A 25169-nucleotide genomic window follows, 5' to 3' on the forward strand; every position below is an offset into this window, starting at 1 on the left:
CGTGAACTTCGACGCGTACGCCCGGACCGGCGTTGACCTCGTCAACGCCCGCCTGGACGACCTCGACGACCTCCGGGCCCTCTTCCCCGACGACAACGCGTGGATGCGCGACGAGGTGGCGGAGCGCGACCTCGCCACCTTCCGGCGGGCGCAGAAGCGACTGCGCGACGTCTTCGAGTACGGCACATCCGGGCGGGACGCCCAGGCGGTGACCGAGCTCAATGCGCTGCTGGAGGCGTTCCCGGTGCAGCCCCGCATCTCCGGGCACGACTCCAGCGACTGGCACATGCACGTGACCAGCCGGGGCGCCTCGGTGAGCGCCGAATACCTGGCCGGCGCCGCCTGGGGGCTCTCGGTCTGGCTCTGCGAGTACGGCAGCGCCCGGTTCGGGGTGTGTGCCGACGAGCGCTGCGGCAACGTCTACCTGGACACCTCGTCCAACTGCTGCCGGCGGTTCTGCTCGGAACGCTGCGCCACCCGCTCGCACGTGGCCGCCCACCGCGCCCGCAAGCGCGCGGCCATCGGCGAGCAGGCCGGCGTGAGCAGCAAGGAATCGCTCAGCACGGTCGTCTGACGCCCGGCCCGGCCGGCGCTCCGGCGTCGGCCGGCCCCGGCGCGGCGGCCCGCCGGGCGTCGGCCGGGCCCGGCGCGGCGTTCAGGCGTCGACCGGGGACGGGGTGCCGAGGTGCTGGCGGGCGAACGCCAACGCCTCCCGCAGGTCGGCCTCCCGCACGGCGCGGCTCTTCGCGCCCCGCGTGGTGACCTCCACGGCGACCGAGCCGGTGAAGCCGCGCCCGGCCAGCGAGGAGAGCAGTTCCCCGCAGGGCTGGGTGCCGCGCCCCGGCACCAGGTGCTCGTCGCGGCCCTCGCCGGTGCCGTCGCCGAGGTGCACGTGGGCCAGGTTGGCGCCCATCCGGTCGGCCATCGCCAGCGAGTCGGTGTGCGAGGCGGCGCAGTGCGACAGGTCGAGCGTGTAGGAGGCGTACCCCGTCTCGGTCGGGTCCCAGCCCGGGACGTACGGCACGAACTGCCGCCCCGCCATCCGGACCGGGTACATGTTCTCGACCGGGAAGCGCAGGTCGGGGTAGTCGGCGGCGATGGCGGCGAGCCCGTCGGCGAAGTTGCGCGCGTAGTCGCGCTGCCAGGTGAACGGCGGGTGCACCACCACGGTGGGCGCCCCGAGCGTCGCCGCCAGCTCCGCGGAGCGGCGCAGCCGCTCCCACGGGTCGGGGCTCCACACCCGCTGCGTGACCAGCAGGCAGGGCGCGTGGACGGAGAGCACCGGGACGCCGTAGTGCTCGGCGAGCCCGCGCAGCGCGCCGGCGTCCTGGCTGACGGCGTCGGTCCAGACCATCACCTCGACGCCGTCGTAGCCGAGCGCGGCGGCCAACTGGAACGCCGCCGCGGTCCGCTCAGGAAAGACCGAGGACGTGGACAGGAGCACGGGGACGCGGGAAGTCACACCATCGAGGGTAGCCGGGGTCGATCGACACCTCGTGACGAGAGACCGCAAACCGCGCGAATCACACGGGGCCACCTTCCGTTCGCGACTGCGGGGCTCGCAAGCTCACTCCTCACGCTCACACGAGGCCGCCTTCCGTTCGCGGCTCACACCGGGCCGAGCTGGTCCAGTCGGCGCAGGATCACGCCCTCGCGCAGCGCCCAGGGGCAGATGTCCAGCGCGTCCACGTCCAGCTGGCGCAGCACGGCCTCGGCGACGACCGCCCCGGCGAGCAGCTGGTGGGCCCGGCCGGCGCTGACCCCCTCCAGCTCGACGAGCTGGGCCGGCGGGATGTGCCGGATGAAGGCGAGCACCTGCCGCAGCCCGGCGCGGGTGAGCCGGCGGGGCGCCCACAGTCCGGCGCCGGAGGGCGCCGCGCCGGCCAGCCGGGCCAGCGTCCGGAACGTCTTCGAGGTGGCCACCGGCCGCTCCCAGCCCACCGCGGTCAGCTGCGCGACCGCCGGTGCGAGCAGCCCGTCGACGTACGCCCGCAGCTCGTCGACCGCCTCGGCCGGCGGCGGCGCCGCGCTGTCGGGGGCCACCCGGAGCCGGTCGCGGGTGAGCCGGCCGGCGCCGAGCGGCAGGGAGACCGCGACGGCCGGGTCCTCGTCGATGCCGGCCGCCAGCTCCAGCGAGCCGCCGCCGATGTCCAGCACCAGCAGCCGGCCCGCCGACCAGCCGAACCAGCGCCGCACCGCGAGGAAGGTCAGCCGGGCCTCGTCCGCACCCGGCAGCACCTCCAGGCGTACGTCGGTCTCGTCGCGCACCCGCGCCAGCACCTCGGCGGCGTTGGTGGCGTCGCGCACGGCGGAGGTGGCGAACGCGATCAAATCGTCGGCGCCCAGCCCCACGGCCGCCGCCTTGGCCATGCCGACCGCCTTGACCAGGCCGTCGGCGCCGGCCCCGGTGAGCGCGCCGTCCGGGCCGATCTGCTCGGCCAGCCGCAGCACGACCTTCTCGGAGTGCGCCGGCCAGGGGTGCGCCCCGTGATGGGCGTCGACCACCAGCAGGTGCACCGTGTTGGAACCGACGTCGAGGACACCCAGTCGCATGCTGAAGACACTAGGGCCACTCGGTTTGCGCGGCTCGGCGGACCGGTGGGGACACCGGGCGTACGCTGGGCCGGGTGACAGGCCAGATCGAACTCCGTGTGCTGGTGGACGACCCGGACGACCCCCGCAGCCGCGAGGTGCCCCTGGACTTTCCCCGGGAGTGGATCGAGTTCGCCGACCCGGCGGACGACAACCACCTCATCCGGGCCGACCTGACGTGGCTGCTCTCCCGTTGGACGTGCATCTTCGGCCGGGGCTGCCACGGCATCGTCGCCGGTCGGGCCGCCGACGGCTGCTGCTCGCACGGCGCGTTCTTCACCGACTCCGAGGACGAGCAGCGGGTCCGGGCCGCGGTCAAGCGGCTGACCCCGTCGACGTGGCAGCACTTCCGGCGCGGGTTCAAGAACTGGACCGAGAACGACACCATCGACGGCAAGAACTCGGCCCGCCGCACCGCCACCCAGGAGGCGGACGGGCCGTGCGTCTTCCTCAACGACGCCGACTTCCCGGCCGGCGGCGGCTGCGCCCTGCACGCGCAGGCGCTGCGCGACGGGGTGCACCCGCTGGAGTACAAGCCCGACGTCTGCTGGCAGCTGCCGATCCGCCGCGACCAGGAGTGGGTCAAGCGGCCGGACAACACGAAGGTGCTGGTCTCCACGCTCTCCGAGTTCGACCGGCGGGGCTGGGGCGCCGGCGGGCACGACCTGGACTGGTGGTGCACCTCCTCCACCGACGCGCACGTCGGCAGCGAGCCGATGTACGTCTCCTACGGCCCGGAGCTGACCGCGCTCGTCGGCGCCCCCGCGTACGCGAAGCTGGCCGAGGTGTGTGGGGCGCGCAGGCGGCAGGGCATGGTCGCCCCGCACCCCGCCGACGGCGCCTGACCGACCGACGACGACGGGGCCCGCGCGCGGCGCGGGCCCCGTCGTGCGTACGCCGGTCAGGGCTCGAACTTGTAGCCCAGACCCCGCACGGTGACGATGAACCGCGGCGCGGACGGCTCCGGCTCGACCTTGGAGCGCAGCCGCTTGACGTGCACGTCGAGGGTCTTGGTGTCGCCGACGTAGTCGGCCCCCCAGACCCGGTCGATGAGCTGGCCCCGGGTGAGCACCCGGCCGGCGTTGCGCAGCAGCAGCTCCAGCAGCTCGAACTCCTTGAGCGGCAGCTGCACGGGGGCGCCCTCGACGGTCACCACGTGCCGCTCGATGTCCATCCGCACCGGGCCGGCGGCCAGCGTCGGGCCGCCCGCCTCGGCGGCCTCGGCGCTCTGCCGCCGCAGCACCGCCCGGATCCGGGCGACCAGCTCCCGGGGCGAGTACGGCTTGGTCACGTAGTCGTCGGCGCCGATCTCCAGGCCGACGACCTTGTCGATCTCACTGTCCCGGGCGGTGACCATGATGATCGGCACGTGCGAGCGCTGCCGCAGCTGCCGGCACACCTCGGTGCCGGACATCTCGGGCAGCATCAGGTCGAGCAGCACGATGTCGGCGCCGGTCCGGTCGAACTCGGTGAGGGCGGAGGTTCCCGTCGCGGCGACGGACACCTCGAAACCCTCCTTGCGGAGCATGTACGACAGGGCGTCGGAGAACGACTCCTCGTCCTCGACCACCAGAACGCGGCTCAACGGGACTTCCTTTCCATGTGCTGTCAGGCCTGCCGGAGCTCGGCCGGACCGGCCTCGATCCCAGCGGACGGCGGTGTCGCCGGAACCTCGTCGGGGGGACGGGTGGGCAGCCGGAGGGTGAACGTCGACCCACCACCAAGAGTGCTCGACACCTGCACCCTTCCGCCATGGTTGCCGGCGATGTGTTTGACGATGGCCAACCCGAGGCCGGTGCCGCCGGTCGACCGGGACCGGGCCTGGTCGGCCCGGTAGAACCGCTCGAAGATCCGGTCGACGTCGGTCGGGGCGATCCCGATGCCCTGGTCGGCGACGGAGATCTCCACGTGCTCGTCGGTGGCGCGGGCGGTGATCCGGACGGTGGTGTCCTCGCCCGAGTAGTTGACGGCGTTCTCCACCAGGTTGGACACGGCCGTGGCGAGCTGGGTGTCGCTGCCGTGCACGGTCAGGCCCCGCTCGGCGTCGACGGTCACCTCGATCCGGCGGGCGGCGGCGGAGGTGCGGGTCCGGTCGATCACCTCGGCGATCACCCAGTCGATCGCGACCGGCTCCGGGGGCGGCTGCGGCTCGGCGCCCTGGAGCCGGGTCAGCTCCAGCAACTCCTGCACCAGGCGGCCCAGCCGGGTCGACTCGTGCTGGATGCGCTCGGCGAACCGACGGGCGGCGACGAGGTCCTCGGAGAGGTCGGGCGCGCCCGCCCCGGCCGGCTCGGTGGCGTCCAGCAGCGCCTCGGCGAGGAGTTGCAGGGCCCCGATGGGGGTCTTCAGCTCGTGGCTGACGTTGGCGACGAAGTCGCGGCGGACCCGGGCCAGGCGGTGCGACTCGGTCACGTCCGAGGCCTCGACGGCGATGAAGCCCGCCCCGATCCCCATCGCCCGCAGGTGCACCCCGAGCGGGTTCACCCCGGCGTTGTCGCGACCCCGCGGCAGGTCCAGCTCTATCTCGCGCCGCACGCCGGTGCGCCGCACCTGCCCGGCGAGCGTACGGATCAGCGGGTGGGCGGCGATCGAGCCCTGGGTGGGGCCGGTGCGGAGCAGCCCCATCGCGCGGGCGGCCGGATTGACCAGGACGGGCAGGTCGTCGGGGTCGAGCACGACCACGCCGGCCCGTAGGGAGTCGATGGTCCGGCGGCCGATGCCGGACTGCGGATCCTCGGCTATCGGGAGCCTCCCGGAGGTGTTGGGGAAGCCGGACCGGCTCCCCGCCCGCGTGGCGCGCCCGCCCGGCGCCGGGACGAACCGGGGCAGCAGCACCCCGGCGATCAGTCCGACCGCCAGCCCCACGGCCACCGCGACCGCCACCGCCCATTCCACCCGGCGATCGTATGGTCATTGTTAACCTGGCAACCACCACAAATAGGATGAATCACCTTCGCTTCCGGCAAAGTTCACTCCCGCGTCCGGCGTCGTTCACCGAGGTTCATCTCGGGTCCGCCCGCCCGACCTACCGTGGGCGGCACACCTGCTCCCCGCCGACCACCGGGCCGGCGACCACCGACCACAGGACGTGACAATGCGCGACGAGTTCCGGGCTGACCTGCAGATCGTCAGCCAACTGCTGGTGGACATGGCGGAAGGGGTCCGGGCCGCGATGCGGCAGGCCACCCACGCCCTGCTCACCGCGGACCGCCGGGCGGCCGAGACGGTGATCGAGCGGGACGCCGAGATCGACGAGCTCTACCGGCACGTCGAGGAGCGGGTCTGCGACCTGCTCGCCCGGCAGGCCCCGGTCGCCTCCGACCTGCGCGCGATGATCACCGCGCTGCACGTCGCGGCAGACCTGGAGCGGATGGGCGACCTGGCCGACCACGTCGCCAAGACCGCCCTGCGCCGGCACCCCTCGCCGGCCGTTCCGGCGGAGCTGCGGCCGACCTTCACCGACATGGCCGCCATCGCCGACCGGATGGCCATCAAGATCGGCTCGGTGCTCGCCAAGCCCGACGCCGACCTCGCCGCCGAACTCGACGGCGACGACGACGCCATGGACGACCTGCACCGGAGCCTGTTCGGGCTGCTGCTCGGCGAGGACTGGCCGTACGGGGTGGAGACCGCCATCGACGCCACCCTGCTCGGCCGCTTCTACGAGCGCTTCGCCGACCACGCCGTCAACGCCGGCGAACACGTGGTCTACCTGATCACCGGGCAGACCGGGCCCACGGCGAGCTGAGACGCACGGAAGGGTCCCTCCCCGGGCGGCGCGCCGGGAGGGACCCTTCCTCGTGCTCGGGGTCAGCGACCCTGGTTGGCCACGGCGGCGGCGGCCGCCTTGGCGGCGGCCGGGTCCAGGTACGTGCCGCCAAGCGTGAGCGGGCGCAGCTGCGGGTCCAGGTCGTAGCGCAGCGGGATGCCCGTGGGGATGTTCAGCTTGGCGATCGCCTCGTCGGAGATCTGGTCCAGGTGCTTGACCAGGGCGCGCAACGAGTTGCCGTGCGCGGCCACCAGCACCGTACGGCCGGCCAGGATGTCCGGCACGATCGAGTCGTACCAGTACGGCAGCATCCGCCCGACGACGTCCTTGAGGCACTCGGTGCGGGGCATCAGCTCGCTCGGCAGCAGCGCGTAACGCGGGTCGCCGACCTGCGAGAACTCGTCGTCGTCCGCGATCGGCGGCGGCGGGGTGTCGTACGAGCGGCGCCAGAGCATGAACTGCTCCTCGCCGTACTCCTCCAGGGTCTGCTTCTTGTTCTTGCCCTGGAGGGCGCCGTAGTGCCGCTCGTTGAGCCGCCACGACCGGCGCACGGCGATCCAGTGCCGGTCGGCGGCGTTGAGCGCCAGCTCGGCGGTGCGGATCGCGCGGCGCATCACGCTGGTGTGCACCACGTCCGGCAGCAGGCCGTGCTCGCGCAGCAGTTCGCCGCCGCGGCGCGCCTCGTTCTCGCCCTTCTCGGTCAGGTCGACGTCGACCCAGCCGGTGAAGAGGTTCTTGGCGTTCCAGTCGCTCTCGCCGTGCCGCAGCAGGACCAGCGTCCCGACGGTGGGCCCCTCGCTAGCAGTCATGCCGATCATCCTGCCGCACGCCGTCGGGCGACGCGCGGGCGGTGGTCGTGACGACCACCACGTGGAAAAAGCGCTGCCCGGACATCCGGCCCGGCACTAGGTTGTAAGGCGCAATAATCAGGGCGGTCATTACTAGGCGGGGGCGCCGGCGTGCGGACGATGCGGGGTTGGTTCCGGGACACCACCGGAGGCCTGCCGGTCACCTTCTGGTACCTGTGGGCGGGCACCCTGATCAACCGGCTCGGCTCGTTCGTCCTGGTCTTCCTGGCCATCTACCTGACGCAGGAGCGCGGCTTCTCCGCGTCGCAGGCGGGGCTGGTGCTCGGCCTGTGGGGCGTCGGCGGCGCGCTCGGCACCACCGCTGGCGGCACGCTGAGCGACCGCTGGGGCCGCCGGCCGACCCTGCTCACCGCGCATCTCGGCGCGGCGGCCATGATGCTCGCCCTCGGCTTCGCCCGGGAACTGTGGGCCGTGGCGCTCGGCGCCCTGCTGCTCGGCATGTTCGCCGAGGCCGCCCGGCCCGCGTTCGGCGCGATGGTGATCGACGTGGTGCCGGAGAAGGACCGGCTGCGCGCCTTCTCGCTGAACTACTGGGCGATCAACCTCGGCTTCGCCAGCGCGGCGATCCTCGCCGGCCTCGCCGCCGAGGCCGGCTTCCTGCTGCTCTTCGTGGTGGACGCGACCACCACCGTGATCACCGCGCTGATCATCTTCGCCAAGGTCGGCGAGACCCGGCGGGCCCCCGCCGGCGGGGGCGGCCACAAGGGCGCCGGCGCCCCGGTCGGGGCGCTGCGCACCATCCTGCGCGACCGGGTCTTCCTCGGCTTCGTGACGCTCAACCTGTTCGCCGCGCTGGTCTTCCTCCAGCACATCTCGATGCTGCCGATCGCGATGGGCGACTCCGGCCTCAGCCCCACCACCTACGGCTCCGTGATCGCGCTCAACGGGGTGCTGATCGTGGTCGGCCAGCTCTTCGTACCCCGGCTGATCAGGGGCCGGAGCCGGTCGCACGTGCTCGCCCTGGCATCGGTGGTGATGGGCGTCGGGTTCGGGCTCACCGCCTTCGCCGACACCGCCTGGTTCTACGGCCTGACCGTGCTGATCTGGACGGTCGGCGAGATGCTCAACTCGCCGTCCAACGCCACCCTGATCGCCGAACTCTCCCCCGCCGAGCTGCGCGGCCGCTACCAGGGCGTCTTCTCGCTCTCCTGGCAGGGTGCCGCAGCGGTCGCGCCGGTGCTCGGCGGGCTGGTCCGGGAGCAGGCCGGCAACGCCCAGCTCTGGTTCGGCTGCGCCGCCATCGGCGGGCTGATGGCGCTCGCCCACCTGATCTCCGGCCCGACCCGGGAGCGACGGGCCACGCTGCTGCGGGCGGCCACCGGTCCCGTCGTGCCGGTGGTGGCGATCCGGCCGCCCGCCCCGCAGGCGGCCGAGGCGGCGGCGACGGCCCCCGCCGAGCCGGTCGATCCGGCGCCGGGCGACGGCCTGCCGGACAAGGGCCCGGAGCGGGCGACCCCCACCGAGCCGGCCGGTCCGGCCTGGGGCGACGGCCTGCCGGACAAGGGCCCGGAGCGGGCGACCCCCGCCGAGCCGGTCGATCCGGCCTGGGACGGCGGCCTGCCGGACAAGGGCCCGGAGCGGGCGACCGAGCCGACGGGAGCGCGGTGACCAGCGACACGCTGGCGCGGCAGCCTTCGGCTTCCTACGGTCGAGGGCGCTTCGGTTAGGAAACAGAACTGTCGGGAGGACGGGTGCGGGCCCTGCGCCGCTGGCTGGACGACACCGCGGGCGGGCTCCCCGCCACCTTCTGGTACCTGTGGGCCGGCCTGCTGATCAACCGGGCCGGCGCCTTCGCGATGCTCTTCCTGTCGCTCTACCTGACCGAGGCGCGGGGCGCGAGCGAGGCGCTCACCGGCACGGTCGTCGGGGCGTACGGGCTGGGCGGGGCGGGCGGCGTGCTGCTCGGCGGGGTGCTGGCCGACCGTTGGGGCCGGCGGTCCACCCTGCTCGCCGCCCACCTGGCCACCGCCGCGCTGATGGTCGGGCTGGCCTTCAGCCGGCACCTGATGATGATCGCGGTGCTCGCCGCGCTCGTCGGGGTGGCGCACTCGATGCCCAGCCCCGCCTTCGTCGCGGCGATCGTCGACGTGGTGCCCGAACGGCGGCGTTCCCGGGCCTTCAACCTCCAGTTCTGGGCGTTCAACCTGGGCATGGCCGTCGCCTCACTGCTGGCCGGCCTGCTGGCCGAGGCGAGCTTCGTCGCGCTCTTCCTGGTGGACGCCGCCGCCACCGCCCTCGCGGCGGCGGTCATCGCCTGGAAGGTCCCGGAGACGCTCCCCCGCCGCGCCGCCACGCCTGCACCGATCTTGGACACTTCCCGTTCCGACCGGACGACAAGTGTCCAAGATCTTCACCCGGCACCGGTCGGCGGCGGCGGAGCGGCGCCGCAGCGGGCGGAGGGCGCGCAGCGGGCGGAGGGCGCGCAGCGGGCGGAGGGCGCGCAGCGTGCGGAGGGCGCACGGCAGGCGGAGGTGGGACGAGGGCTTTCGGCAGGGTCGGTGCGGCCGGCAGGGCGACGGGGGAAGGGGCGGGCGGGGCAGGGGCGGGCGGGGCGGCAGCCGGGGCTGCACACGGCGCTGACCGACCGCACCTTCCTCACCTTCGTGGGCCTGACCTTCGTGTTGGCCGTACTGACCATGCAGACGTCGACGATCATGCCCCTCGCGATGCGGTCGGACGGCCTGCGCCCGTCGGCGTACGGCGCGGTGGTGGCGCTCGGCGGAGTCCTGATCGTGCTCGGGCAGCTCTTCGTGCCGCGGCTGATCGAACGGCACCGCAAGGACCGCGTCCTGGCCGTCTCCACCGCGCTGCTGGCGGTCGGCTTCGCCACCCTCGCGTTCGCCGACGACGTGGCCGTCTACCTGGCCGCGGCGGTGGTCTGGACGGTCGGCCAGATGCTCGCCGCGCCGCCCAACGCGCAGATCAACGCCGACCTCGCCCCGCTCGAGCTGCGGGCCCGCTACCAGTCGGTGTTCTACCTGGCCTTCCCGGCGGCGTCGTTCGTGGCACCCACCCTGGGCGGGGTCAGCCTGCAGTACCTCGGGGACCGGCACTGGCTCATCGTCGGCGGGCTCGGACTGCTGGCCGCCGGCTGCCACCTGCTCGCCGGCCCACCCCGCGAACGCCGCGTCGCCGCCCTCCGCCAACTCTCCACCCCCCTCCCACCTCCCCCCACCCCGACCGCCGTGCGGTGATCATGAGGTTGGCGGTGCCCGGAGAGATCGACTTCGCCGTCAACCTCATGATCAGCGAATGGAGGCCGTGAGCGGCGGAGGAGGCACGCGGGCGGGTAGGGCCGGGAGAGGGAGGCCCGACGGGCGGCGGCGGTCGGGCAGCGCTCAGGCACAGGCGGGGCGAGAGCGGGTGAAGTGGTTGAGGGGACAGCAGAACGCCCATCGCGACTCGTGATCGCGATGGGCGTTCGCACCGTATGACCGGCGGCGGCGGGCGAAGCCCACCCCCGTAGGCGTCGCCCGCTCGCGCCGCCGGTCCAAACAGGTGGCCACCGTCCCCCAACGGTGTTGTTCCACCCGTCCCCTGCGCCTCACTCGGTGCACGGATCTGATCGATCCACCGCTCCCCCGAACGGTTCCAAGCGTGGCGCGGTGCAATAAAGTTAGTTCGCCCGGGATTACGAAGACAACCTGGTTGGGCTGTCTCGCCGGTCACAGCTCCGGGAATCCCACCGGAACTGCCGCCACCTCGGGCCTCGGTGTTGGCCAACAGCGCTTACCCGTCGGCCATTCCCCCAAACACGTCAGGCGTCCTCACGATCGGGCGATTCCGTACGGAAGAAGTTGCTCGGCCGCCCGTCGCGGAGCTGCTCCTGGTAGATCAGGTTCAGCTTCCGCTCGTCGAAGGTCCGGAACCACTCGTCCCAGGTGATCTCGCGTACCCGGCTGCTCTCTCGGTAACCGGGCATGTTGAAGGTGAGCACTCCGGCCCGCCCCTCCCGCTCGGTGCCCGCGATCGTGGCCGGCTTGGCGCCGCGCTCCCGCGCCCAGCTCCGGATCACGTCGTGGTTGGTGGTCACCAGGCTGCGGCCGGGGCGCTCCGGCCGGTCGGCGGTGGACGAGATGAGCTGCGAGGAACGCACCGACCGCGCGGTGCTCCGCCCGGTCCGGACGCCGGTCGCCGTACCGCCGCGCGTCGTGCCCGCCCGCGACGACGCCGCGCGGGGCGCCGTGGACTTCCGCGCCGCCGACGTGGTCTTCTTCGCCGGGGCCGCCTTCGCGGCAGCCTTCCTGGCCGGGGCCTTCTTCGCCACCGGAGCCTTCTTCGCCGCTGTCTTCCTCGCCGCCGGAGCCTTCGCCGCCGCCTTCTTCGCCGCCGCCTTCTTCGCCGGGGCGGCCTTGTTCGCGGCCTGCGCCCGGCCCGGGGCGGCCTTGTTCGCCGCCCGGCCCGACGCCGCCTTCTTCGTGGCGGCGGCCCGTCCGGCGGACGCCCGCGTCCCCGTCGCCCGACCGGCGGGCCCGGTGCTGCGACGCGCGGCACCGCCCGAGGGACGCTCCGCCCGCAGGGTCTTCGCCAGGGTCTTCACCAGATCCGGCTTGCGCAGGGCGGAGATACCGGAGACCCCGCGCTTGCGCAGCTGTCCCCGGATCTCGTCCACCTTCATCCGGGAGATCTCGGACTCGGAGATCGTCGGGGTGTTCGGGGTCTGGTTGCCCGGCTGCCGTTTCGTCCTGGTCGCAGTCCCGCCGCGACCTGAGCTGTTCCGCTGAGCCATGGGACGCTCACGCTCCTAGACAGTTGGTCCTCGGCGCGCGGCGGGTCCCAGTGCCGCACCGCGCGGTGCGGCATACCCGTCAGGACCGGTCCGAACCTCCGACCGGGGCACGCGTACCCGAGGCGTCGTCCGCGGCACCCCCGGTCGGCCCGGCGGGCTTGGCGGCGCCCCGACTACCCGGTCGCGCCCGAGGGCCCGGTCGCGCCCGGGGACGGCTCGAAGAGGTGGGCGAACGCCGCGAGGTTGGCGGTGGACTCGCCCCGCTTGACCCGCCACTCCCACTCCCGCCGGATCGAGCTGCCGAAGCCGATCTCCAGCATCGTGTCGAAGGACTCGTCGGCGTACGTCAGCACCGCGCCCAGCAGCCGGTCCAGCTCGTCGGCGTCGATCCCGGCCGGGTTGACCCGACCGGTGAGGTAGACGTCGCCGACCGCGTCGACGGAGAACGACACGCCGTACATGCGGGCGTTGCGCTGCAACAGCCAGGCCCACAGCTCCTCGCGCCGCTCGTCCGGCTGGCGCATCACGAACGCCTCGATCCGCAGCGCGTGCTCACCGACGATGAGGTTGCAGATCGTCTTCAGCTTGTGGGTGCCCGGCAGCGTGACCGCGTACGAGCCCGGGCCGGTCGACTCCCAGGCCAGCTCCCGCTCGTCGCAGACCGACTCGATCAGGGACGCAAGATCACTCTTCCCGCTCATCGGATCCACTCTACGGCCGGCACCGCCCCGGCACCGGACGACGACGACCAGCACGACGACGACCGGAGGTCGGCACGGCAGCGGCCGGCACCGCCCCGGCACCGGGCGACGCCGGCCGGCACGACAGCAGGCCGGCGGCCGGGACAACAGCGGGCCGGCGGTATGGCGCGACAGCAGGTTGGCGGTTGGCGCGCGAACGGTCACCAGGAGCAGGACATCGCCGGGCCGCAGGCCAGCTCGGAGGCGAGCCGGGCCCGGTGCGCGGCGATCGCCTCGCCGTAGACGGTGAGCAGCCCGGAGGCGGTGCGGTGCCAGGAGAAGTTGCGGGCGTGCCGGGCGGCGCCCCGGGCCAGGTCGGCGCGGTGGAGCCGGTCCGGCAGCAGGCGCCCGAGCGTACGGGCCCAGTCGGCCGGGTCGTGGCCGTCGATAAGCACGCCGCTGACCTTGTCCCGCACGGCGGTCACCAGGCCGCCGACGGCGGCGGCCACCACCGGCGTACCGCAGGCCTGCGCCTCCAGCGCGACCAGGCCGAAGGACTCGTTGTACGACGGCACCGCGACCAGGTCGGCGGCCCGGTACAGGGCGGGCAGGTCGTCTCCGGTCTGCGGGGGCAGGAAGCACACCCGGTCGGCGACGCCGAGCGTGCCGGCCAGCTCGATCAGGGCGGTCGGCCGGTCCAGGCCGCTGCCGCTGGGGCCCCCGCAGATCACCACGGTCACCTCGTCGGCGAGCAGCGGGTCGCGCTCGCGCAGCGCGGCCACCGCGCGGATGAGCACGTCCGGGGCCTTCAGCGGCTGGATGCGGCCGACGAAGGCCACCACGTACCCGGTGGCGGGCAGCCCGAGCCGGCGGCGGGCCTCGACGGCGACGCGGTCGCGGTTCCCCGGGGCCGGGCGGAACCTCTCCAGGTCCACGCCGGGCTCGACCACGGCCACACGGGCCGGGTCGGCGTCGTACCGGTCGATCAGGTCACGGGCCTCGACCGCCGTGTTCGCGACCAGCCGGTCGGCCTCGGTCACCACCTGTTCCTCGCCGATGACGCGGGCCTTCGGCTCGGGCCGGTCCCCGGCGGCGAGCTGGGCGTTCTTGACCTTCGCCAGCGTGTGCGCGGTGTGCACCAGCGGCACGCCCCAGCGCTCCTTGGCCAGCCAGCCGACCTGGCCGGAGAGCCAGTAGTGGGAGTGGATCAGGTCGTAGTGGCCCGGGGGTCGGGACGCCTCGGCGCGCAGCACGCCGGCGGTGAAGGCGCAGAGCTGCCCCGGCAGCTCCTCCTTGGTGAGCCCTTCGAGGGGGCCGGAGGTGACGTGCCGGACGTGCACCCCGGGCGCCGTCTCGACCACCGGGGGCAGGTCGCCGGAGGTGGCCCGGGTGAAGATCTCCACCTCGACGTCCGCCTCGGCCAGCCGCCGGGCGACCTCCAGGATGTAGACGTTCATGCCGCCGGCGTCGCCGGTGCCCGGCTGGTGCAGGGGTGAGGTGTGCACCGAGACCGTCGCGATCCGCCGGGGGCGGGGCCACGGGCGCGCACCGCGCTGACGACCCACACCGGTGTGCAACTCCGCCACGTCCGCTCCTTTTGTCACGTTGATGCCGTCCGCACTCCCGGCGCCTTTCGGACAACGTCCCCGGCCGATGTCATCTTCCCCATCGGGCACCCGTAATGCGCCGGGACGGCGCCCGGGCGTGACGGACCTCATCACCGCTCCCCCGGTACCTGCCCCGGGGGCCCGGGGGAGAATGGCCGGATGACCTCTGTCGCCGTCGTCACCGGAGCGTCCAGCGGGATCGGGGCGGCCACCGCCCGCCGGCTCGCCGCCGAGGGATTCCACGTCCTCGCCGCCGCGCGGCGTACCGACCGGTTGGCCGCCCTGGTGGCCGAGATCGAGGCCGCGGGAGGCGCGGCCACCGCCGTGGCCTGCGACGTCACCTCCGACGAGTCGGTGGCCCGCCTGGCCGGGGCGGCGGCGGCCCTGGGCCCGGTCACCCTCCTGGTCAACAACGCCGGCGGCGCGCGCGGCCTGGACCCGGTCGAGTCCGGGTCGGTCGGCGACTGGCAGTGGATGTACGACGTCAACGTGCTCGGCACGCTGCGCGTCACCCAGGCGCTGCTGCCCGCGCTGGAGGCGTCCGGGGCCGGCACCATCGTGGTCGTCTCCTCGACCGCCGGCTTCACCGTGTACGAGGGCGGGGGCGGCTACGCCGCCGCGAAGCACGCGCAGACGGCGATCGCCGGCACGCTGCGGCTGGAACTGTGCGGCCGGACGGTGCGCGTGATCGAGATCGACCCCGGCATGGTCCGGACCGACGAGTTCGGGCTGGTCCGCTTCGCGGGCGACGCCGAGCGGGCGGCGGCCGTCTACGCCGGGGTCGCCGAGCCGCTGGTCGCCGAGGACGTCGCCGACTGCATCGCCTGGTGCGCGACGCGCCCGCAGCACGTCAACGTGGACCGCCTCGTCGTACGCCCGCTGGCCCAGGCCGCCCAGCACAAGGTGCACCGGGTCGGCTGAGCCGGCCCGGACGGTCGCGGAGATGGCGGGCACGGCGCGGCGCCGGCCGCTCGGGGTGGTGACCCGGGGGACGACGAACCCGAACCGGCTCCGCCGGGTGGACAACTGGATCGTCGAGACCTGCGGCGAGGCGCTGCGGGAGGCGGCCGACCCCCTGGTGGTGGACCTCGGCTACGGCGCCAGCCCGGTGACCGCAGTCGAACTGCGCGCCCGGCTCGCCACCGCGGTCCGCCCCGACGTGCGGGTCGTCGGGCTGGAGATCGATCCGGTACGCGTCGCCGCCGCCCAGCCGTCCGCCGACCCGCCCCGGCTCACCTTCGCCCGGGGCGGGTTCGAGCTGGCCGGGCTGCGGCCCGCCCTGGTCCGCGCGTTCAACGTCCTGCGCCAGTACGACGAGCGCGAGGTCGCCGACGCCTGGCGCACCATGACCGCCGGGCTGGCCCCGGGCGGGCTGCTGGTCGAGGGCACCTGCGACGAGTCGGGGCGGCTCGGCGGCTGGCTGCTGATCGACGCCGACGGCCCCCGTACGCTCACCCTCGCCGCGAAGCTCACCACCCTGGACACCCCGGCGGAGCTGGCCGAACGGCTGCCCAAGGCGCTGATCCACCGCAACGTGCCCGGCGAGCGGATCCACGACCTGATCCGCGCGCTCGACGACGCCTGGCACGCCGCCGCCGGCTACGCCCCGTACGGCCCGCGCCAACGCTGGCTGCGCGCGGTCTCCGCGACCCGCGAGGCGGGCTGGCCGGTCCTGGACGGCCCCCGGCGCTGGCGCCACGGCGAACTCACCCTCCCCTGGCCCTCGGTCGCCCCCACCTGACCCCGTCGGCGGAAAGGCGGGGTCAGATGGTGCAGTTGATGAGGATCGGTTCGGGGTGGAGGGTGACGCCGAAGCGGTCGTGGACGCCGTCGCGGATCTCCCGGGCCAGCTCGACCAGGGACGCGGTGCTGGCGGTGCCGCTGCGGTTGGTCAGGGCGAGGGTGTGCTTGCTGGAGATGGCGACGCCCTCCGGCCCCGGGTGGCCCTTGCCGAAGCCGGCCTTGTCGATCAGCCAGGCCGCGCTGACCTTCACCACGTCACCCGCGCCGGGCCAGGCGGGCGGCTCGCCGATGTCGGCGGCGCGCTCGCGCAGCAGCTCGTACGCGGCGACGTCGAGCACCGGATTGGTGAAGAACGAGCCGACCGAGCGGGTGTCCGGGTCGGCCGCGTCGAGCACCATGCCCTTGCCGGCGCGCAGCCGCAGGACGGTGGCCCGGGCGTCGGCCAGCGGGACCCGGTCCCCTACCTGCACGCCGAGCGCCCGGGCCAGTTCCGCGTAGCGCACGGGGCCGGACAGCGGCGAGCGGGCGAGCCGGAAGTCGACGGAGAGCACCACCCAGCGGTCGCTGTACTTGAAGATGCTGGACCGGTACGCGAAGCCGCAGTCGGCGGCGGCGATCCGCCCCACGGTCCCCTCGACCCGGTCGTGGACCACGACGCCGGTGATGGTCTCGGCGACCTCCTGGCCGTACGCGCCGACGTTCTGGATCGGGGTGGCGCCGGTCGAGCCGGGGATGCCGGAGAGGCACTCCAGCCCGGACCAGCCGTTGGCGACCGTGGTGGCGACCAGCTCGTCCCAGGGCTCGCCGGCCTCGACGCGTACGGTGACGGTGTCGGCGTCCTCGGCGACCACCCGCAGGCCCCGGGAGCGCACCAGGACCACGGTGCCGGGGAAGCCGGCGTCCCCGATCACGACGTTGCTGCCCCCGGCGAGGAGCAGGACCTGCTCGTCGCGGCCGGCCGCCTCCCGGACGGCCCGCACGATCCCGTCGGCGTCCGTGCCGGCGACGACGCGGCCGGCCGGGCCGCCCAGGCGTAAGGTGGTGTATCGCGCCAGGTCGCACGTCGTGGCGGGTTCGGTTCCGGTTGTCGGCTGGGCGTAGACGTCTGACACGCCTTTCACCCTAGGCTGAGGGGTAGCCGCGGCGCCCACTGGTGGCCCGGTCACCCCCGGGAGGATGGCGATGAGCAGACTGCATGGCACGAAGGACTTCTGGTTGGGAGCGCTCCGGGCGGAGGGCCCGGCGTTCGCCGCAGCCGTGGCCGAGGCGCCGCCGGAGACACCGGTGCTGTCCTGTCCCGGCTGGACGGTCGCCGACCTGACGCTGCACCTCACCTCGATCTACCGCTGGGTGCACTCGTTCGCGGGCTCCGGCGCCACGACCCCGTCGCCGGGGAGGTCCGAGCCGGTCGAGCCGGAGCCGGGCGTCGCCCCGCTCCAGCTCTGGCAGCAGGCGTACGACCAGCTGATGACCCTCTTCGACGGCCTCGACCCGGAGGCCCCGGCGTGGAACTGGGCGCCGCAGCCGAAGCGGGCGGGCTTCTGGCCGCGCCGGATGGCGCACGAGACCGCGGTGCACCGGTGGGACGCCCAGCTCGCCATCGCGGCGGGCGAGCCGATCGAGGCGAAGCTCGCCGCCGACGGGGTGAGCGAGATCCTGGACACCTGGCTTCCTGCCGGCCGGCGCCGCACCGCCGGCCAGTGGCGCGGGGTGGTGCAGATCTCCGCCGTCGACGCCGGGCAGGAGTGGTTCCTGCGGCTGCGCGGCGAGGGCGTGGCCCTGCTCGACACGGCCACCATCTTCGACCACGACGACCACCACGCGCGGGCGCAGGTCAGCGGCACCGCGAGCGACCTGCTGCTGGCGCTCTGGGGCCGGGTCGGCCTCGACACGCTCGACGTGGCCGGCGACCGCACCCTGCTGGAGGGCCTCCGCGTCGGCTGATCCACCGCCGCGCGGAGCCGGGCCCCGAGGGCTCCGCGCAGTCCCACCGCACGTACGAAGAGAGTGGCCGCCCGGCACAGGCGGCCACTCTCTTCGCGTCCGGCCCCACCGGCAACCGGCAGAGAGCGCTCTCTTGACACCGGCCGGACCAACCACCACCCTGTCGTGAGAGCGCTCTCTCAGCCCTGCTCCACCACCTGCCTCACCACCTCAGACGACCTGAGAGGGGTCCGACCGATATGGGTGTCTTTCCGCGCCGCCGCCTGGCGGCGGTGGCCCTCGTCGCCGCCACCGCGCTGTTCGCCACCGCCGGCTGCGCCGGCGACGAACCCGCCGAGGACGGCAAGATCACGTTGACCGTGGACGTGTTCAGCCAGTTCGGCTACGAAGAGCTCTACAAGGAATACATGGCCAGCCACCCCAACGTGAAGATCGTCGAGCGTGGCACGGGCACCAACCTCGACGACTACTCGCCGAAGCTGACCCAGTGGCTCGCCGCCGGCAAGGGCGCGGGCGACGTCGTCGCCATCGAAGAGGGGTTGATGGTCGAGTACAAGGCCAACCCCGACAACTTCGTCAACCTGCTCGACCACGGCGGGGCCGAACTCCAGGGCAACTTCCTGGAGTGGAAGTGGAAGGGCGGGATGACCCAGGACGGCAAGCTGATCGGCCTGGGCACCGACGTCGGCGGCATGGCCATGTGCTACCGCAAGGACCTGTTCGCCAAGGCCGGCCTGCCCACCGACCGCGAGGCGGTGTCGAAGCTCTGGCCGACCTGGGAGGAGTACATCAAGGTCGGTGAGCAGTTCAAGGCGAAGAACACCGGCGCCGCGTTCCTGGACGCCGCGACCAACATCTTCAACACGATCGTGCTCCAGACGGCCGGCAACGCGCAGGGCTACCACTACTACGACACCAGCGGAAACCTCGTGGTGGACAGCAACCCGGCGGTCCGGCAGGCCTGGGACACCACGATGGACATCATCGACTCCGGCCTCTCCGGCAAGTACGGCTCCTGGTCCGAGGAGTGGGTGTCGGCCTTCAAGCAGGCCAAGTTCGCCACCATCGCCTGCCCGGCATGGATGACGGGCGTCATCGAGGGCAACGCCGGCGCCGACGCCAAGGGCATGTGGGACATCGCCCGGGTGCCCGGCAACGGCGGCAACTGGGGCGGGTCCTGGCTCGCCGTGCCGACCCAGAGCAAGCACCGCGCCGAGGCGATCGAGCTGGCGAAGTTCCTGACCAGCGCCAAGGGCCAGATCGGGGCGTTCAAGGCCAAGGGCCCGCTGCCCTCCTCGCCGCAGGCGCTTGCCGACCCCGCGATCGTCGACGCCAAGAACGCGTACTTCTCCGACGCCCCCGTCGGGCAGATCTTCGGCGAGGGCGCCAAGACGCTGAAGCCCGTCTACATGGGTCCGAAGAACCAGGCCGTCCGCACCGAGGTCGAGAACGCCGTCCGGACGGTGGAGCTGGGTCAGCGCAAGCCCGACCAGGGCTGGACGGACGCGGTCAACAACGCGAAGAAGGCCGCCGCCAAGTAGCCCGAGCCGGGGATGCGGGCGGGAGGGCGCCGGGGGCGCCGGTCCCGCCCGCACCCGGGAAAGGAGTGGTCCGGGCATGACCGTCCAGCTCGACCCGCGCCCGCCGGTCGCACCGGCGCCCCGCACCGGTCGGCGTCCACCGACGATGCGGTTCAGCCGCCTCGACACGAAGTACTCGCCCTACCTGTTCATCGCCCCGTTCTTCGTGCTCTTCGGGGTGTTCGGGGCGTACCCGCTGATCTACACCTTCTGGGTCTCCCTGCACGACTGGGACCTGCTCGGCAGCAACCACCCGTTCGTCGGGCTGGAGAACTACAGCCGGCTGCTGGAGGACGCCGACTTCTGGCACGCCGTGGTCAACACCCTCGGCATCTTCGTCATCTCCACCGTCCCGCAGCTGCTGGCCGCCCTCTGGCTGGCCAACCTGCTCAACCGGCAGCTGCGGGCCCGGACGACGTTCCGGATGGCGGTGCTGATCCCGAACATCACGTCGACGGCGGCGGTCGCGATCGTCTTCGGTGTGCTCTTCGGCCGCGAGTTCGGCATGGTCAACTGGCTGCTCGACCTGGTCGGGGTCGACGCGATCGAGTGGAAGTCCAACCGGTTCGCGTCCTGGGTGGCCATCTCCACGATGGTCGACTGGCGGTGGACCGGCTACAACGCGCTGATCTTCCTGGCCGCGATGCAGGCCATCCCGCGCGACCTCTACGAGTCGGCCGCCATCGACGGGGCCGGCCGGGCCCGCCAGTTCTGGTCGATCACCGTGCCGCTGCTCAAGCCGACGATCATCTTCACCGTCATCATCTCCACCATCGGCGGGCTCCAGCTCTTCACCGAGCCCCGGCTGTTCCACTCCGGCACCAACCCGATCCGGGGCGGGACGCTACGGGAGTCGCAGACCGTGACCATGTACATGTTCGAGAACGCCTTCGCGCCCCACTACAACTTCGGGTACGGCTCGGCGGTCGCGTGGCTGCTCTTCGCGCTGATCGCGGTCGTCGCGGCGATCAACGTGCTGCTCCTGCGCCGGCTCGGCGGCACGAAGGCCCCGAAGGAGGACGCGAAGTCGAAGGAGGGAGCGCGATGAACCGCCTCTGGGCCGCCAGCCGGCTCACCTACGCCGCGCTGATCGCCGCCGGGGTCCTGTCGATCTTCCCGATCTACTGGATGTTCGTGGTGGCGAGCCGCTCCAACGACGCGATGGGTCAGCTGCCACCCCCGGTCACCCCCGGCGGCAACTTCGGCGCGAACGTGTCCCGGCTGCTCGACAACACCGACGCGTACTTCGTCGCCGGCCTGGTCAACTCGGCGATCGTGGCGACCACGGTCACCGTCTCGGTGGTCTTCTTCTCCACGCTGGCCGGGTTCGCCTTCGCCAAGCTGCGGTTCCGGGGGCGCAACGCGCTGCTCATGGTGATCATCGCGACGATGATGGTGCCCACCCAGCTCGGCGTCATCCCGCTCTACCTGCTGATGACGAAGCTGAACTGGAACGACCGGCTGCCGGCGGTGATCGTGCCGGCCCTGGTCACCGGCTTCGGGGTGTTCATGATGCGGCAGTACGCGGGCCAGGCGGTCAGCAACGAGCTGATCGAGGCGGCCCGGGTGGACGGCTGCAACACCGCGCGGATCTACTGGAACGTCGTGCTGCCGGCGCTGCGCCCGGCCGCCGCCGTGCTGGGGCTGCTCACGTTCATGACGACCTGGAACGACTTCCTCTGGCCGTACGCTGTCCTCAACGACCCGGAGAACCCCACCGTGCAACTGGCCCTGCGCACCCTGTCCGACGGGTACTACACGGACATGTCCCAGGTGTTCACGGGAACGGCCATCGCGACCCTCCCGCTGTTGCTGGTCTTCGTCCTGTTCGGCCGCCAGATCATCGGCGGCATCATGGAAGGTGCGGTCAAGGCGTGAGCACTCTGCGATTCCCCGACGACTTCGTCTGGGGTGCGGCCACCGCCGCGTACCAGATCGAGGGCGCGGCCACCGACGACGGTCGCGGCCCGTCGATCTGGGACACCTTCAGCCGTACGCCGGGCAAGGTCCACCACGGCCACACCGGTGACGTGGCCTGCGACCACTACCACCGGTACGCCGACGACGTGGCGCTGATGGCGGAGCTGGGGCTGCGGGCGTACCGCTTCTCGGTGGCCTGGCCCCGGATCCAGCCGGACGGCACCGGCCCGGTCAACCCGCGCGGCCTGGACTTCTACGACCGGCTGACCGACGCGCTGCTGGCCCGGGGCATCGACCCGATCGTCACGCTCTACCACTGGGACCTGCCGCAGGCCCTCCAGGACCGGGGCGGCTGGACCAACCGCGAGACCGCCGAGCACTTCGCCACGTACGCCACGGCGGTGCACACCCGGCTCGGTGACCGGATCCGCACCTGGACCACGCTCAACGAGCCGTGGTGCTCGGCCTACCTCGGCTACGGCAACGGGGTGCACGCCCCCGGCGAGCAGGACCCGGGCGCGGCCTTCACCGCCGTACACCATCTGCTGCTCGGGCACGGCCTGGCGGCCCGCGCGCTGCGCGCGGCCGGCGCGCAGACCGTCGGGATCACGGTCAACCCGGCCGACGTGCGCGCGGCCGACCCGGACAGCGCCGCGGACGCGGCGGCGGTGCGCCTGGTCGACGGCCTGCACAACCGGATCTTCCTCGACCCCCTGCTGCGGGCGGCCTACCCGGACGACGTGCTGGAACACGTGGCCCGCATCGTCGAGCCGACGTTCGTCCGCGACGGCGACGAGAAGCTGATCGCCGCCCCGATCGACCTGCTCGGCATCAACTACTACGCCCCCACCTACGTCGCCGGCCGGCCGGACGGCGCGGGCGGCAGCGCCTACCCGGGCACCGACGGCGCGGTGGAGTTCCTTCCGCCGACCGGGCCGCTGACCGACATGGGGTGGATGATCGAACCGGCCGGGCTGACCCGGCTGCTGGAACGCATCGCCACGGACTACCCCGGCGTGCCGCTGATGGTCACCGAGAACGGCGCGGCGTTCCCCGACAAGGCCGACGCCGACGGCGCCGGGCAGGTGGTGGACGCGGACCGCATCGCCTACCTCGACGGGCACCTGCGCGCGGTGCACGAGGCGATCTCCCGGGGAGTGGACCTCCGGGGCTATCTCGTATGGTCGTTACTGGACAACTTCGAGTGGGCCGAGGGCTACCGTCGACGGTTCGGGATCATCCACGTCGACTACCTGACGCAGCGACGCACACCGAAGTCCAGCGCCCGGTGGTACCAGGAGGTGATCTCCCGGAACGGGCTGTGACGAGGGTGGTAACGGGGATGACGACGGCGCAGCGGCCGACACTGGAGGCGGTGGCCCGGCGGGCGGGCGTCTCGCGGGCGACCGTGTCCCGGGTGGTGAACGGCTCCACGACGGTCGCCGAGCCCATCCGGGACGCGGTCCGCCGGGCGGTGGCCGAGCTGGGGTACGTGCCGAACCTGGCCGCCCGCAGCCTGGTCACCCAGCGGACCGACTCGGTCGCCCTGGTGCTGCCGGAGGCCGCCACCCGGGTCTTCTCCGACGACCAGGTCTTCCCCGGGATCATCCGGGGTGCGGCGCAGGAGCTGGAGGCGGCCGACAAGCAGCTCGTACTGATGCTGGCCGGCTCGCCCGCCGGGCACGACCGGGTCGAGCGCTACACCACCGGCCGGCACGTCGACGGGGTGCTCTTCGCCTCGCTGCACGGCGAGGACCCGCTGCCCGGCCGGCTCGCCCGGCTGGGCATCCCGGTCGTGTGCAGCGGTCGCCCGCTCGACGGCGCCGACGTGCCCTACGTCGACGTCGACCACGTCGGCGGGGTGGCCACGGCGGTGCGGCACCTTCTCGACGGCGGACGCCGCCGCATCGCCACCATCGCCGGCCCGCAGGACATGGTGGCCGGCATCGAGCGCCTCGCCGGCTACCGGAACACGGTCGCCGAGGCCGGCCTGCCGGAGCTGGTGGTGACCGGCGACTTCACCCGCGAGTCCGGGGCGACGGCGATGCGGCAGCTCCTCGCCGAGCACCCCGACCTGGACGCCGTCTTCGCCGCCTCCGACCTGATGGCGCACGCCGCCCTGCGGACGCTGCGCGAGGCGGGGCGGCGGGTGCCCGACGACGTGGCGGTGATCGGCTTCGACGACATCGAGACGGCCGCGTACACCGAGCCGCCGCTGACCACCGTCCGCCAGCCGATCGTGCAGCTGGGCCGGCAGATGACCCGGCTGCTGCTGCGGCTGGCCGCCGGCGAGGTGATCGAATCCGTGGTGCTCCCCACCGAGCTGATCGTCCGCGAGTCCGCCTGACCGGCCGGCGATAACCGGTCGAGCCGCGCGGGGCTCCGGCGGTAGCGTCACCGCCGTGACCCCACCGTCCCGGCTGATCCGCGTGCCCGCTCTCTCCGACGTCGCCGAGTACGCGTACGCGGCCACGGTCGAGCCGCCCGCCCGGCTGGTGTTCACCGCCGGTGCCTGCCCGCTCGACGCCGAGGGACGGACCGTCGCGCCCGGCGACCCCGTCGGCCAGGCCCGGCAGGTGATGACGAACCTGGAGACCGCGCTCGCGGCGGCCGGGGCCAGGCTCACCGACGTCGTCAAGACCACCGTGTACGTGGCGTCGTCCCGCCAGGCCGACCTGGTGGCCGTGTGGGAGGTGGTCCGGGACGCGTTCGGCGACCACGAGCCGCCCGGCACCCTGCTCGGGGTGGCCGTGCTCGGCTACTCCGACCAGCTCGTCGAGGTCGAGGCCGTCGCCGCCGTACGCGAGGAGAGCTGACGTGCGGATCCGCACCGCCCGCCCCGACGACGCGCCCGCCGTGGTGGCGATGCGCGCGCTCGTGCACCCCTACCTGGTGCGCGGCGTCGAGTCGACCCGGCAGATGATCGCCCAGCCCCCGCCCGACGAGGAATGGACCGCGTACGTCGCCGAGGTCGACGACGCCGTGGTCGGCTGGGTGTCGGCGTACCGCAACGACCGGACCTCGGAGCCGGACGTCGGCGAGATCTCCACCCTGCACGTCCATCCCGAGCACCGGGGCCGGGGCGCCGGCACCGCGTTGCTGACCGCCGCGCTCGGGCACCTGCGCGGCATCGGGGCGCGCCGGATCCGCACCTGGGCGCTGCCGGAGTCGCTGCCGTTCGCCCGCCGGCACGGCTTCACGCCGAGCCGGGAGCTGCGCTACTCGGCGCTGGACCTGCGTCCGGCCCCGCCGATGCCGGAGCCGCCGCCGGGCGTACGGCTGCTTGCGCTGACCGACGTCGAGCCGCGTCGGGTCTACCTGGCCGAGGTGGCGGCGGCGGCCGACGAGCCGGAGGACGTGCCCGCCGACGCGATCAGCTACGAGAGCTGGCGCTCCGAGATCTGGGACAGCCCGGGCCTGGACCGCGCGGCCAGCACGGTAGCGGAGGTCGGCGGCGAGGTGGTGTCCTTCAGCCTCGTCCAGCGCGACGGCGACCGGATGTGGTCGGACTACACCGGCACGGTGCCGGCGCACCGGGGGCGTGGGCTCGCGCGCCTGGTCAAGACGGCGGCGCTGCACCGCGCCGCCGCCGGCGGGGTAGCCGTCGCCTACACCTCGAACGACGAGGCGAACGCGCCGATGCTGGCGGTCAACGTCCGCCTCGGCTACCGCCCGGTCGGGTCGAGCTGGTCCTGCCTGCGCGAGCTGTCCTGACGGGTCCCGGTCGGCGGCCTGT

At 73.3% G+C, this 25169-nt stretch carries 23 protein-coding genes and 1 pseudogene; 15 read left to right on the forward strand and 9 right to left on the reverse strand.

Going from position 1 to position 25169, the window contains the following annotated elements:
• Nucleotide 1: 1 nt before the first annotated feature.
• Nucleotides 2–574, forward strand: coding sequence for a CGNR zinc finger domain-containing protein (locus tag AB0883_RS06700; RefSeq protein WP_121400170.1), 573 nt, complete (start codon nucleotides 2–4; stop codon nucleotides 572–574).
• 81 nt (nucleotides 575–655) lie between these two features.
• Here AB0883_RS06700 and AB0883_RS06705 read toward each other — a convergent pair whose 3' ends face one another.
• Both AB0883_RS06705 and AB0883_RS06710 read right to left on the reverse strand, forming a co-directional pair.
• A complete protein-coding gene (locus tag AB0883_RS06705) occupies nucleotides 656–1462 on the reverse strand; it encodes a sugar phosphate isomerase/epimerase (protein ID WP_366639948.1) in 807 nt (268 codons plus the stop codon).
• Between the two features lie 146 nt (nucleotides 1463–1608).
• The gene (locus AB0883_RS06710; RefSeq protein ID WP_366639950.1) at nucleotides 1609–2553 is read right to left on the reverse strand and encodes a Ppx/GppA phosphatase family protein; all 945 of its coding nucleotides are present in this window, start codon (nucleotides 2551–2553) and stop codon (nucleotides 1609–1611) included.
• Between the two features lie 74 nt (nucleotides 2554–2627).
• On the opposite strand from AB0883_RS06710, the gene AB0883_RS06715 reads away from it, so the two are divergent.
• Nucleotides 2628–3437, forward strand: a complete 810-nt coding sequence (locus AB0883_RS06715; protein ID WP_121399996.1) for a hypothetical protein — start codon at nucleotides 2628–2630, stop codon at nucleotides 3435–3437.
• 56 nt (nucleotides 3438–3493) lie between these two features.
• On the opposite strand, the gene AB0883_RS06720 is transcribed toward AB0883_RS06715, so the two are convergent.
• Together AB0883_RS06720 and AB0883_RS06725 are read right to left on the reverse strand one after the other, a co-directional pair.
• Nucleotides 3494–4177, reverse strand: coding sequence for a response regulator transcription factor (locus AB0883_RS06720; protein WP_366639952.1), 684 nt, complete (start codon nucleotides 4175–4177; stop codon nucleotides 3494–3496).
• A 23-nt stretch (nucleotides 4178–4200) separates the two neighbouring features.
• Nucleotides 4201–5487 (reverse strand): ATP-binding protein, encoded by a 1287-nt coding sequence (locus AB0883_RS06725; RefSeq protein ID WP_366639954.1) that lies wholly within the window; start codon nucleotides 5485–5487, stop codon nucleotides 4201–4203.
• 199 nt (nucleotides 5488–5686) lie between these two features.
• On the opposite strand from AB0883_RS06725, the gene phoU reads away from it, so the two are divergent.
• Nucleotides 5687–6340: a phosphate signaling complex protein PhoU gene (phoU, locus tag AB0883_RS06730; RefSeq protein WP_366639956.1), complete on the forward strand. Its 654-nt coding sequence runs from the start codon at nucleotides 5687–5689 to the stop codon at nucleotides 6338–6340.
• Nucleotides 6341–6402: 62 nt separating this feature from the next.
• Here phoU and AB0883_RS06735 read toward each other — a convergent pair whose 3' ends face one another.
• Complete coding sequence (locus AB0883_RS06735) at nucleotides 6403–7170, reverse strand: phosphoglyceromutase (protein WP_366639958.1); 768 nt, start codon at nucleotides 7168–7170, stop codon at nucleotides 6403–6405.
• Between the two features lie 150 nt (nucleotides 7171–7320).
• On the opposite strand from AB0883_RS06735, the pseudogene AB0883_RS06740 reads away from it, so the two are divergent.
• Nucleotides 7321–8634 (forward strand): annotated as a pseudogene (locus AB0883_RS06740) (MFS transporter); the annotation flags it as partial.
• 287 nt (nucleotides 8635–8921) lie between these two features.
• Nucleotides 8922–10424 (forward strand): MFS transporter, encoded by a 1503-nt coding sequence (locus AB0883_RS06745; protein ID WP_366639960.1) that lies wholly within the window; start codon nucleotides 8922–8924, stop codon nucleotides 10422–10424.
• Between the two features lie 563 nt (nucleotides 10425–10987).
• Here AB0883_RS06745 and AB0883_RS06750 read toward each other — a convergent pair.
• The 3 genes from AB0883_RS06750 to mshA all read right to left on the reverse strand — a co-directional run bounded on the left by AB0883_RS06750 (nucleotide 10988) and on the right by mshA (nucleotide 14225).
• Nucleotides 10988–11848, reverse strand: a complete 861-nt coding sequence (locus AB0883_RS06750) for a hypothetical protein (RefSeq protein WP_366640321.1) — start codon at nucleotides 11846–11848, stop codon at nucleotides 10988–10990.
• A 284-nt stretch (nucleotides 11849–12132) separates the two neighbouring features.
• Nucleotides 12133–12660 carry a YbjN domain-containing protein gene (locus AB0883_RS06755; protein ID WP_366639961.1) on the reverse strand — a complete coding sequence of 176 codons (528 nt, stop codon included), beginning with the start codon at nucleotides 12658–12660 and terminating at the stop codon, nucleotides 12133–12135.
• Nucleotides 12661–12860: 200 nt separating this feature from the next.
• On the reverse strand, nucleotides 12861–14225 hold the full coding sequence (gene mshA, locus AB0883_RS06760) for a D-inositol-3-phosphate glycosyltransferase (RefSeq protein ID WP_366639963.1): 1365 nt from the start codon (nucleotides 14223–14225) through the stop codon (nucleotides 12861–12863).
• Nucleotides 14226–14405: 180 nt separating this feature from the next.
• On the opposite strand from mshA, the gene AB0883_RS06765 reads away from it, so the two are divergent.
• Entirely contained in the window at nucleotides 14406–15167 is a 762-nt protein-coding gene (locus tag AB0883_RS06765) for an SDR family NAD(P)-dependent oxidoreductase (RefSeq protein WP_366639964.1), read from the forward strand.
• Between the two features lie 22 nt (nucleotides 15168–15189).
• Entirely contained in the window at nucleotides 15190–15987 is a 798-nt protein-coding gene (locus AB0883_RS06770; RefSeq protein WP_366639966.1) for a class I SAM-dependent methyltransferase, read from the forward strand.
• A 22-nt stretch (nucleotides 15988–16009) separates the two neighbouring features.
• Here the strand turns inward: AB0883_RS06770 and AB0883_RS06775 are convergent, their stop codons facing one another.
• A complete protein-coding gene (locus AB0883_RS06775; protein WP_366639967.1) occupies nucleotides 16010–17101 on the reverse strand; it encodes a UDP-N-acetylmuramate dehydrogenase in 1092 nt (363 codons plus the stop codon).
• A 70-nt stretch (nucleotides 17102–17171) separates the two neighbouring features.
• Here AB0883_RS06775 and AB0883_RS06780 point away from each other — a divergent pair, with 70 nt between their 5' ends.
• The 8 genes from AB0883_RS06780 (at nucleotide 17172) to AB0883_RS06815 (ending at nucleotide 25147) form a co-directional block, all read left to right on the forward strand.
• Entirely contained in the window at nucleotides 17172–17933 is a 762-nt protein-coding gene (locus tag AB0883_RS06780) for a maleylpyruvate isomerase family mycothiol-dependent enzyme (RefSeq protein WP_366639969.1), read from the forward strand.
• A gap of 239 nt (nucleotides 17934–18172) precedes the next feature.
• A complete protein-coding gene (locus AB0883_RS06785) occupies nucleotides 18173–19474 on the forward strand; it encodes an extracellular solute-binding protein (RefSeq protein ID WP_366639970.1) in 1302 nt (433 codons plus the stop codon).
• A 76-nt stretch (nucleotides 19475–19550) separates the two neighbouring features.
• The gene (locus tag AB0883_RS06790; protein WP_366639972.1) at nucleotides 19551–20561 is read left to right on the forward strand and encodes a sugar ABC transporter permease; all 1011 of its coding nucleotides are present in this window, start codon (nucleotides 19551–19553) and stop codon (nucleotides 20559–20561) included.
• The gene (locus AB0883_RS06795) at nucleotides 20558–21391 is read left to right on the forward strand and encodes a carbohydrate ABC transporter permease (protein WP_366639974.1); all 834 of its coding nucleotides are present in this window, start codon (nucleotides 20558–20560) and stop codon (nucleotides 21389–21391) included. The genes AB0883_RS06790 and AB0883_RS06795 overlap by 4 nt, the downstream gene beginning before the upstream one ends.
• Nucleotides 21388–22758 carry a GH1 family beta-glucosidase gene (locus AB0883_RS06800; RefSeq protein WP_366639976.1) on the forward strand — a complete coding sequence of 457 codons (1371 nt, stop codon included), beginning with the start codon at nucleotides 21388–21390 and terminating at the stop codon, nucleotides 22756–22758. The genes AB0883_RS06795 and AB0883_RS06800 overlap by 4 nt, the downstream gene beginning before the upstream one ends.
• A gap of 17 nt (nucleotides 22759–22775) precedes the next feature.
• Nucleotides 22776–23780, forward strand: coding sequence for a LacI family DNA-binding transcriptional regulator (locus AB0883_RS06805; protein ID WP_366639978.1), 1005 nt, complete (start codon nucleotides 22776–22778; stop codon nucleotides 23778–23780).
• A 55-nt stretch (nucleotides 23781–23835) separates the two neighbouring features.
• Nucleotides 23836–24249, forward strand: coding sequence for a RidA family protein (locus AB0883_RS06810; protein WP_366639980.1), 414 nt, complete (start codon nucleotides 23836–23838; stop codon nucleotides 24247–24249).
• Between the two features lies 1 nt (nucleotide 24250).
• Complete coding sequence (locus AB0883_RS06815; RefSeq protein WP_366639981.1) at nucleotides 24251–25147, forward strand: GNAT family N-acetyltransferase; 897 nt, start codon at nucleotides 24251–24253, stop codon at nucleotides 25145–25147.
• Nucleotides 25148–25169: the final 22 nt, after the last annotated feature.

This window comes from Micromonospora sp. NPDC047812 (assembly GCF_040704175.1).
In the GTDB taxonomy this organism is placed as follows: Bacteria; Actinomycetota; Actinomycetes; order Mycobacteriales; family Micromonosporaceae; genus Micromonospora.

Excerpts from the sequence above, each read along its gene's own strand:
- AB0883_RS06710 (WP_366639950.1), bottom strand. The coding sequence starts at position 2,553 with ATGCGACTGGGTGTCCTCGACGTCGGTTCCAACACGGTGCACCTGCTG.
- phoU (WP_366639956.1), top strand. The coding sequence starts at position 5,687 with ATGCGCGACGAGTTCCGGGCTGACCTGCAGATCGTCAGCCAACTGCTG.
- AB0883_RS06735 (WP_366639958.1), bottom strand. The coding sequence starts at position 7,170 with ATGACTGCTAGCGAGGGGCCCACCGTCGGGACGCTGGTCCTGCTGCGG.
- AB0883_RS06750 (WP_366640321.1), bottom strand. The coding sequence starts at position 11,848 with ATGAAGGTGGACGAGATCCGGGGACAGCTGCGCAAGCGCGGGGTCTCC.
- AB0883_RS06755 (WP_366639961.1), bottom strand. The coding sequence starts at position 12,660 with ATGAGCGGGAAGAGTGATCTTGCGTCCCTGATCGAGTCGGTCTGCGAC.
- AB0883_RS06765 (WP_366639964.1), top strand. The coding sequence starts at position 14,406 with ATGACCTCTGTCGCCGTCGTCACCGGAGCGTCCAGCGGGATCGGGGCG.
- AB0883_RS06770 (WP_366639966.1), top strand. The coding sequence starts at position 15,190 with ATGGCGGGCACGGCGCGGCGCCGGCCGCTCGGGGTGGTGACCCGGGGG.
- AB0883_RS06780 (WP_366639969.1), top strand. The coding sequence starts at position 17,172 with ATGAGCAGACTGCATGGCACGAAGGACTTCTGGTTGGGAGCGCTCCGG.
- AB0883_RS06785 (WP_366639970.1), top strand. The coding sequence starts at position 18,173 with ATGGGTGTCTTTCCGCGCCGCCGCCTGGCGGCGGTGGCCCTCGTCGCC.
- AB0883_RS06790 (WP_366639972.1), top strand. The coding sequence starts at position 19,551 with ATGACCGTCCAGCTCGACCCGCGCCCGCCGGTCGCACCGGCGCCCCGC.
- AB0883_RS06795 (WP_366639974.1), top strand. The coding sequence starts at position 20,558 with ATGAACCGCCTCTGGGCCGCCAGCCGGCTCACCTACGCCGCGCTGATC.
- AB0883_RS06805 (WP_366639978.1), top strand. The coding sequence starts at position 22,776 with ATGACGACGGCGCAGCGGCCGACACTGGAGGCGGTGGCCCGGCGGGCG.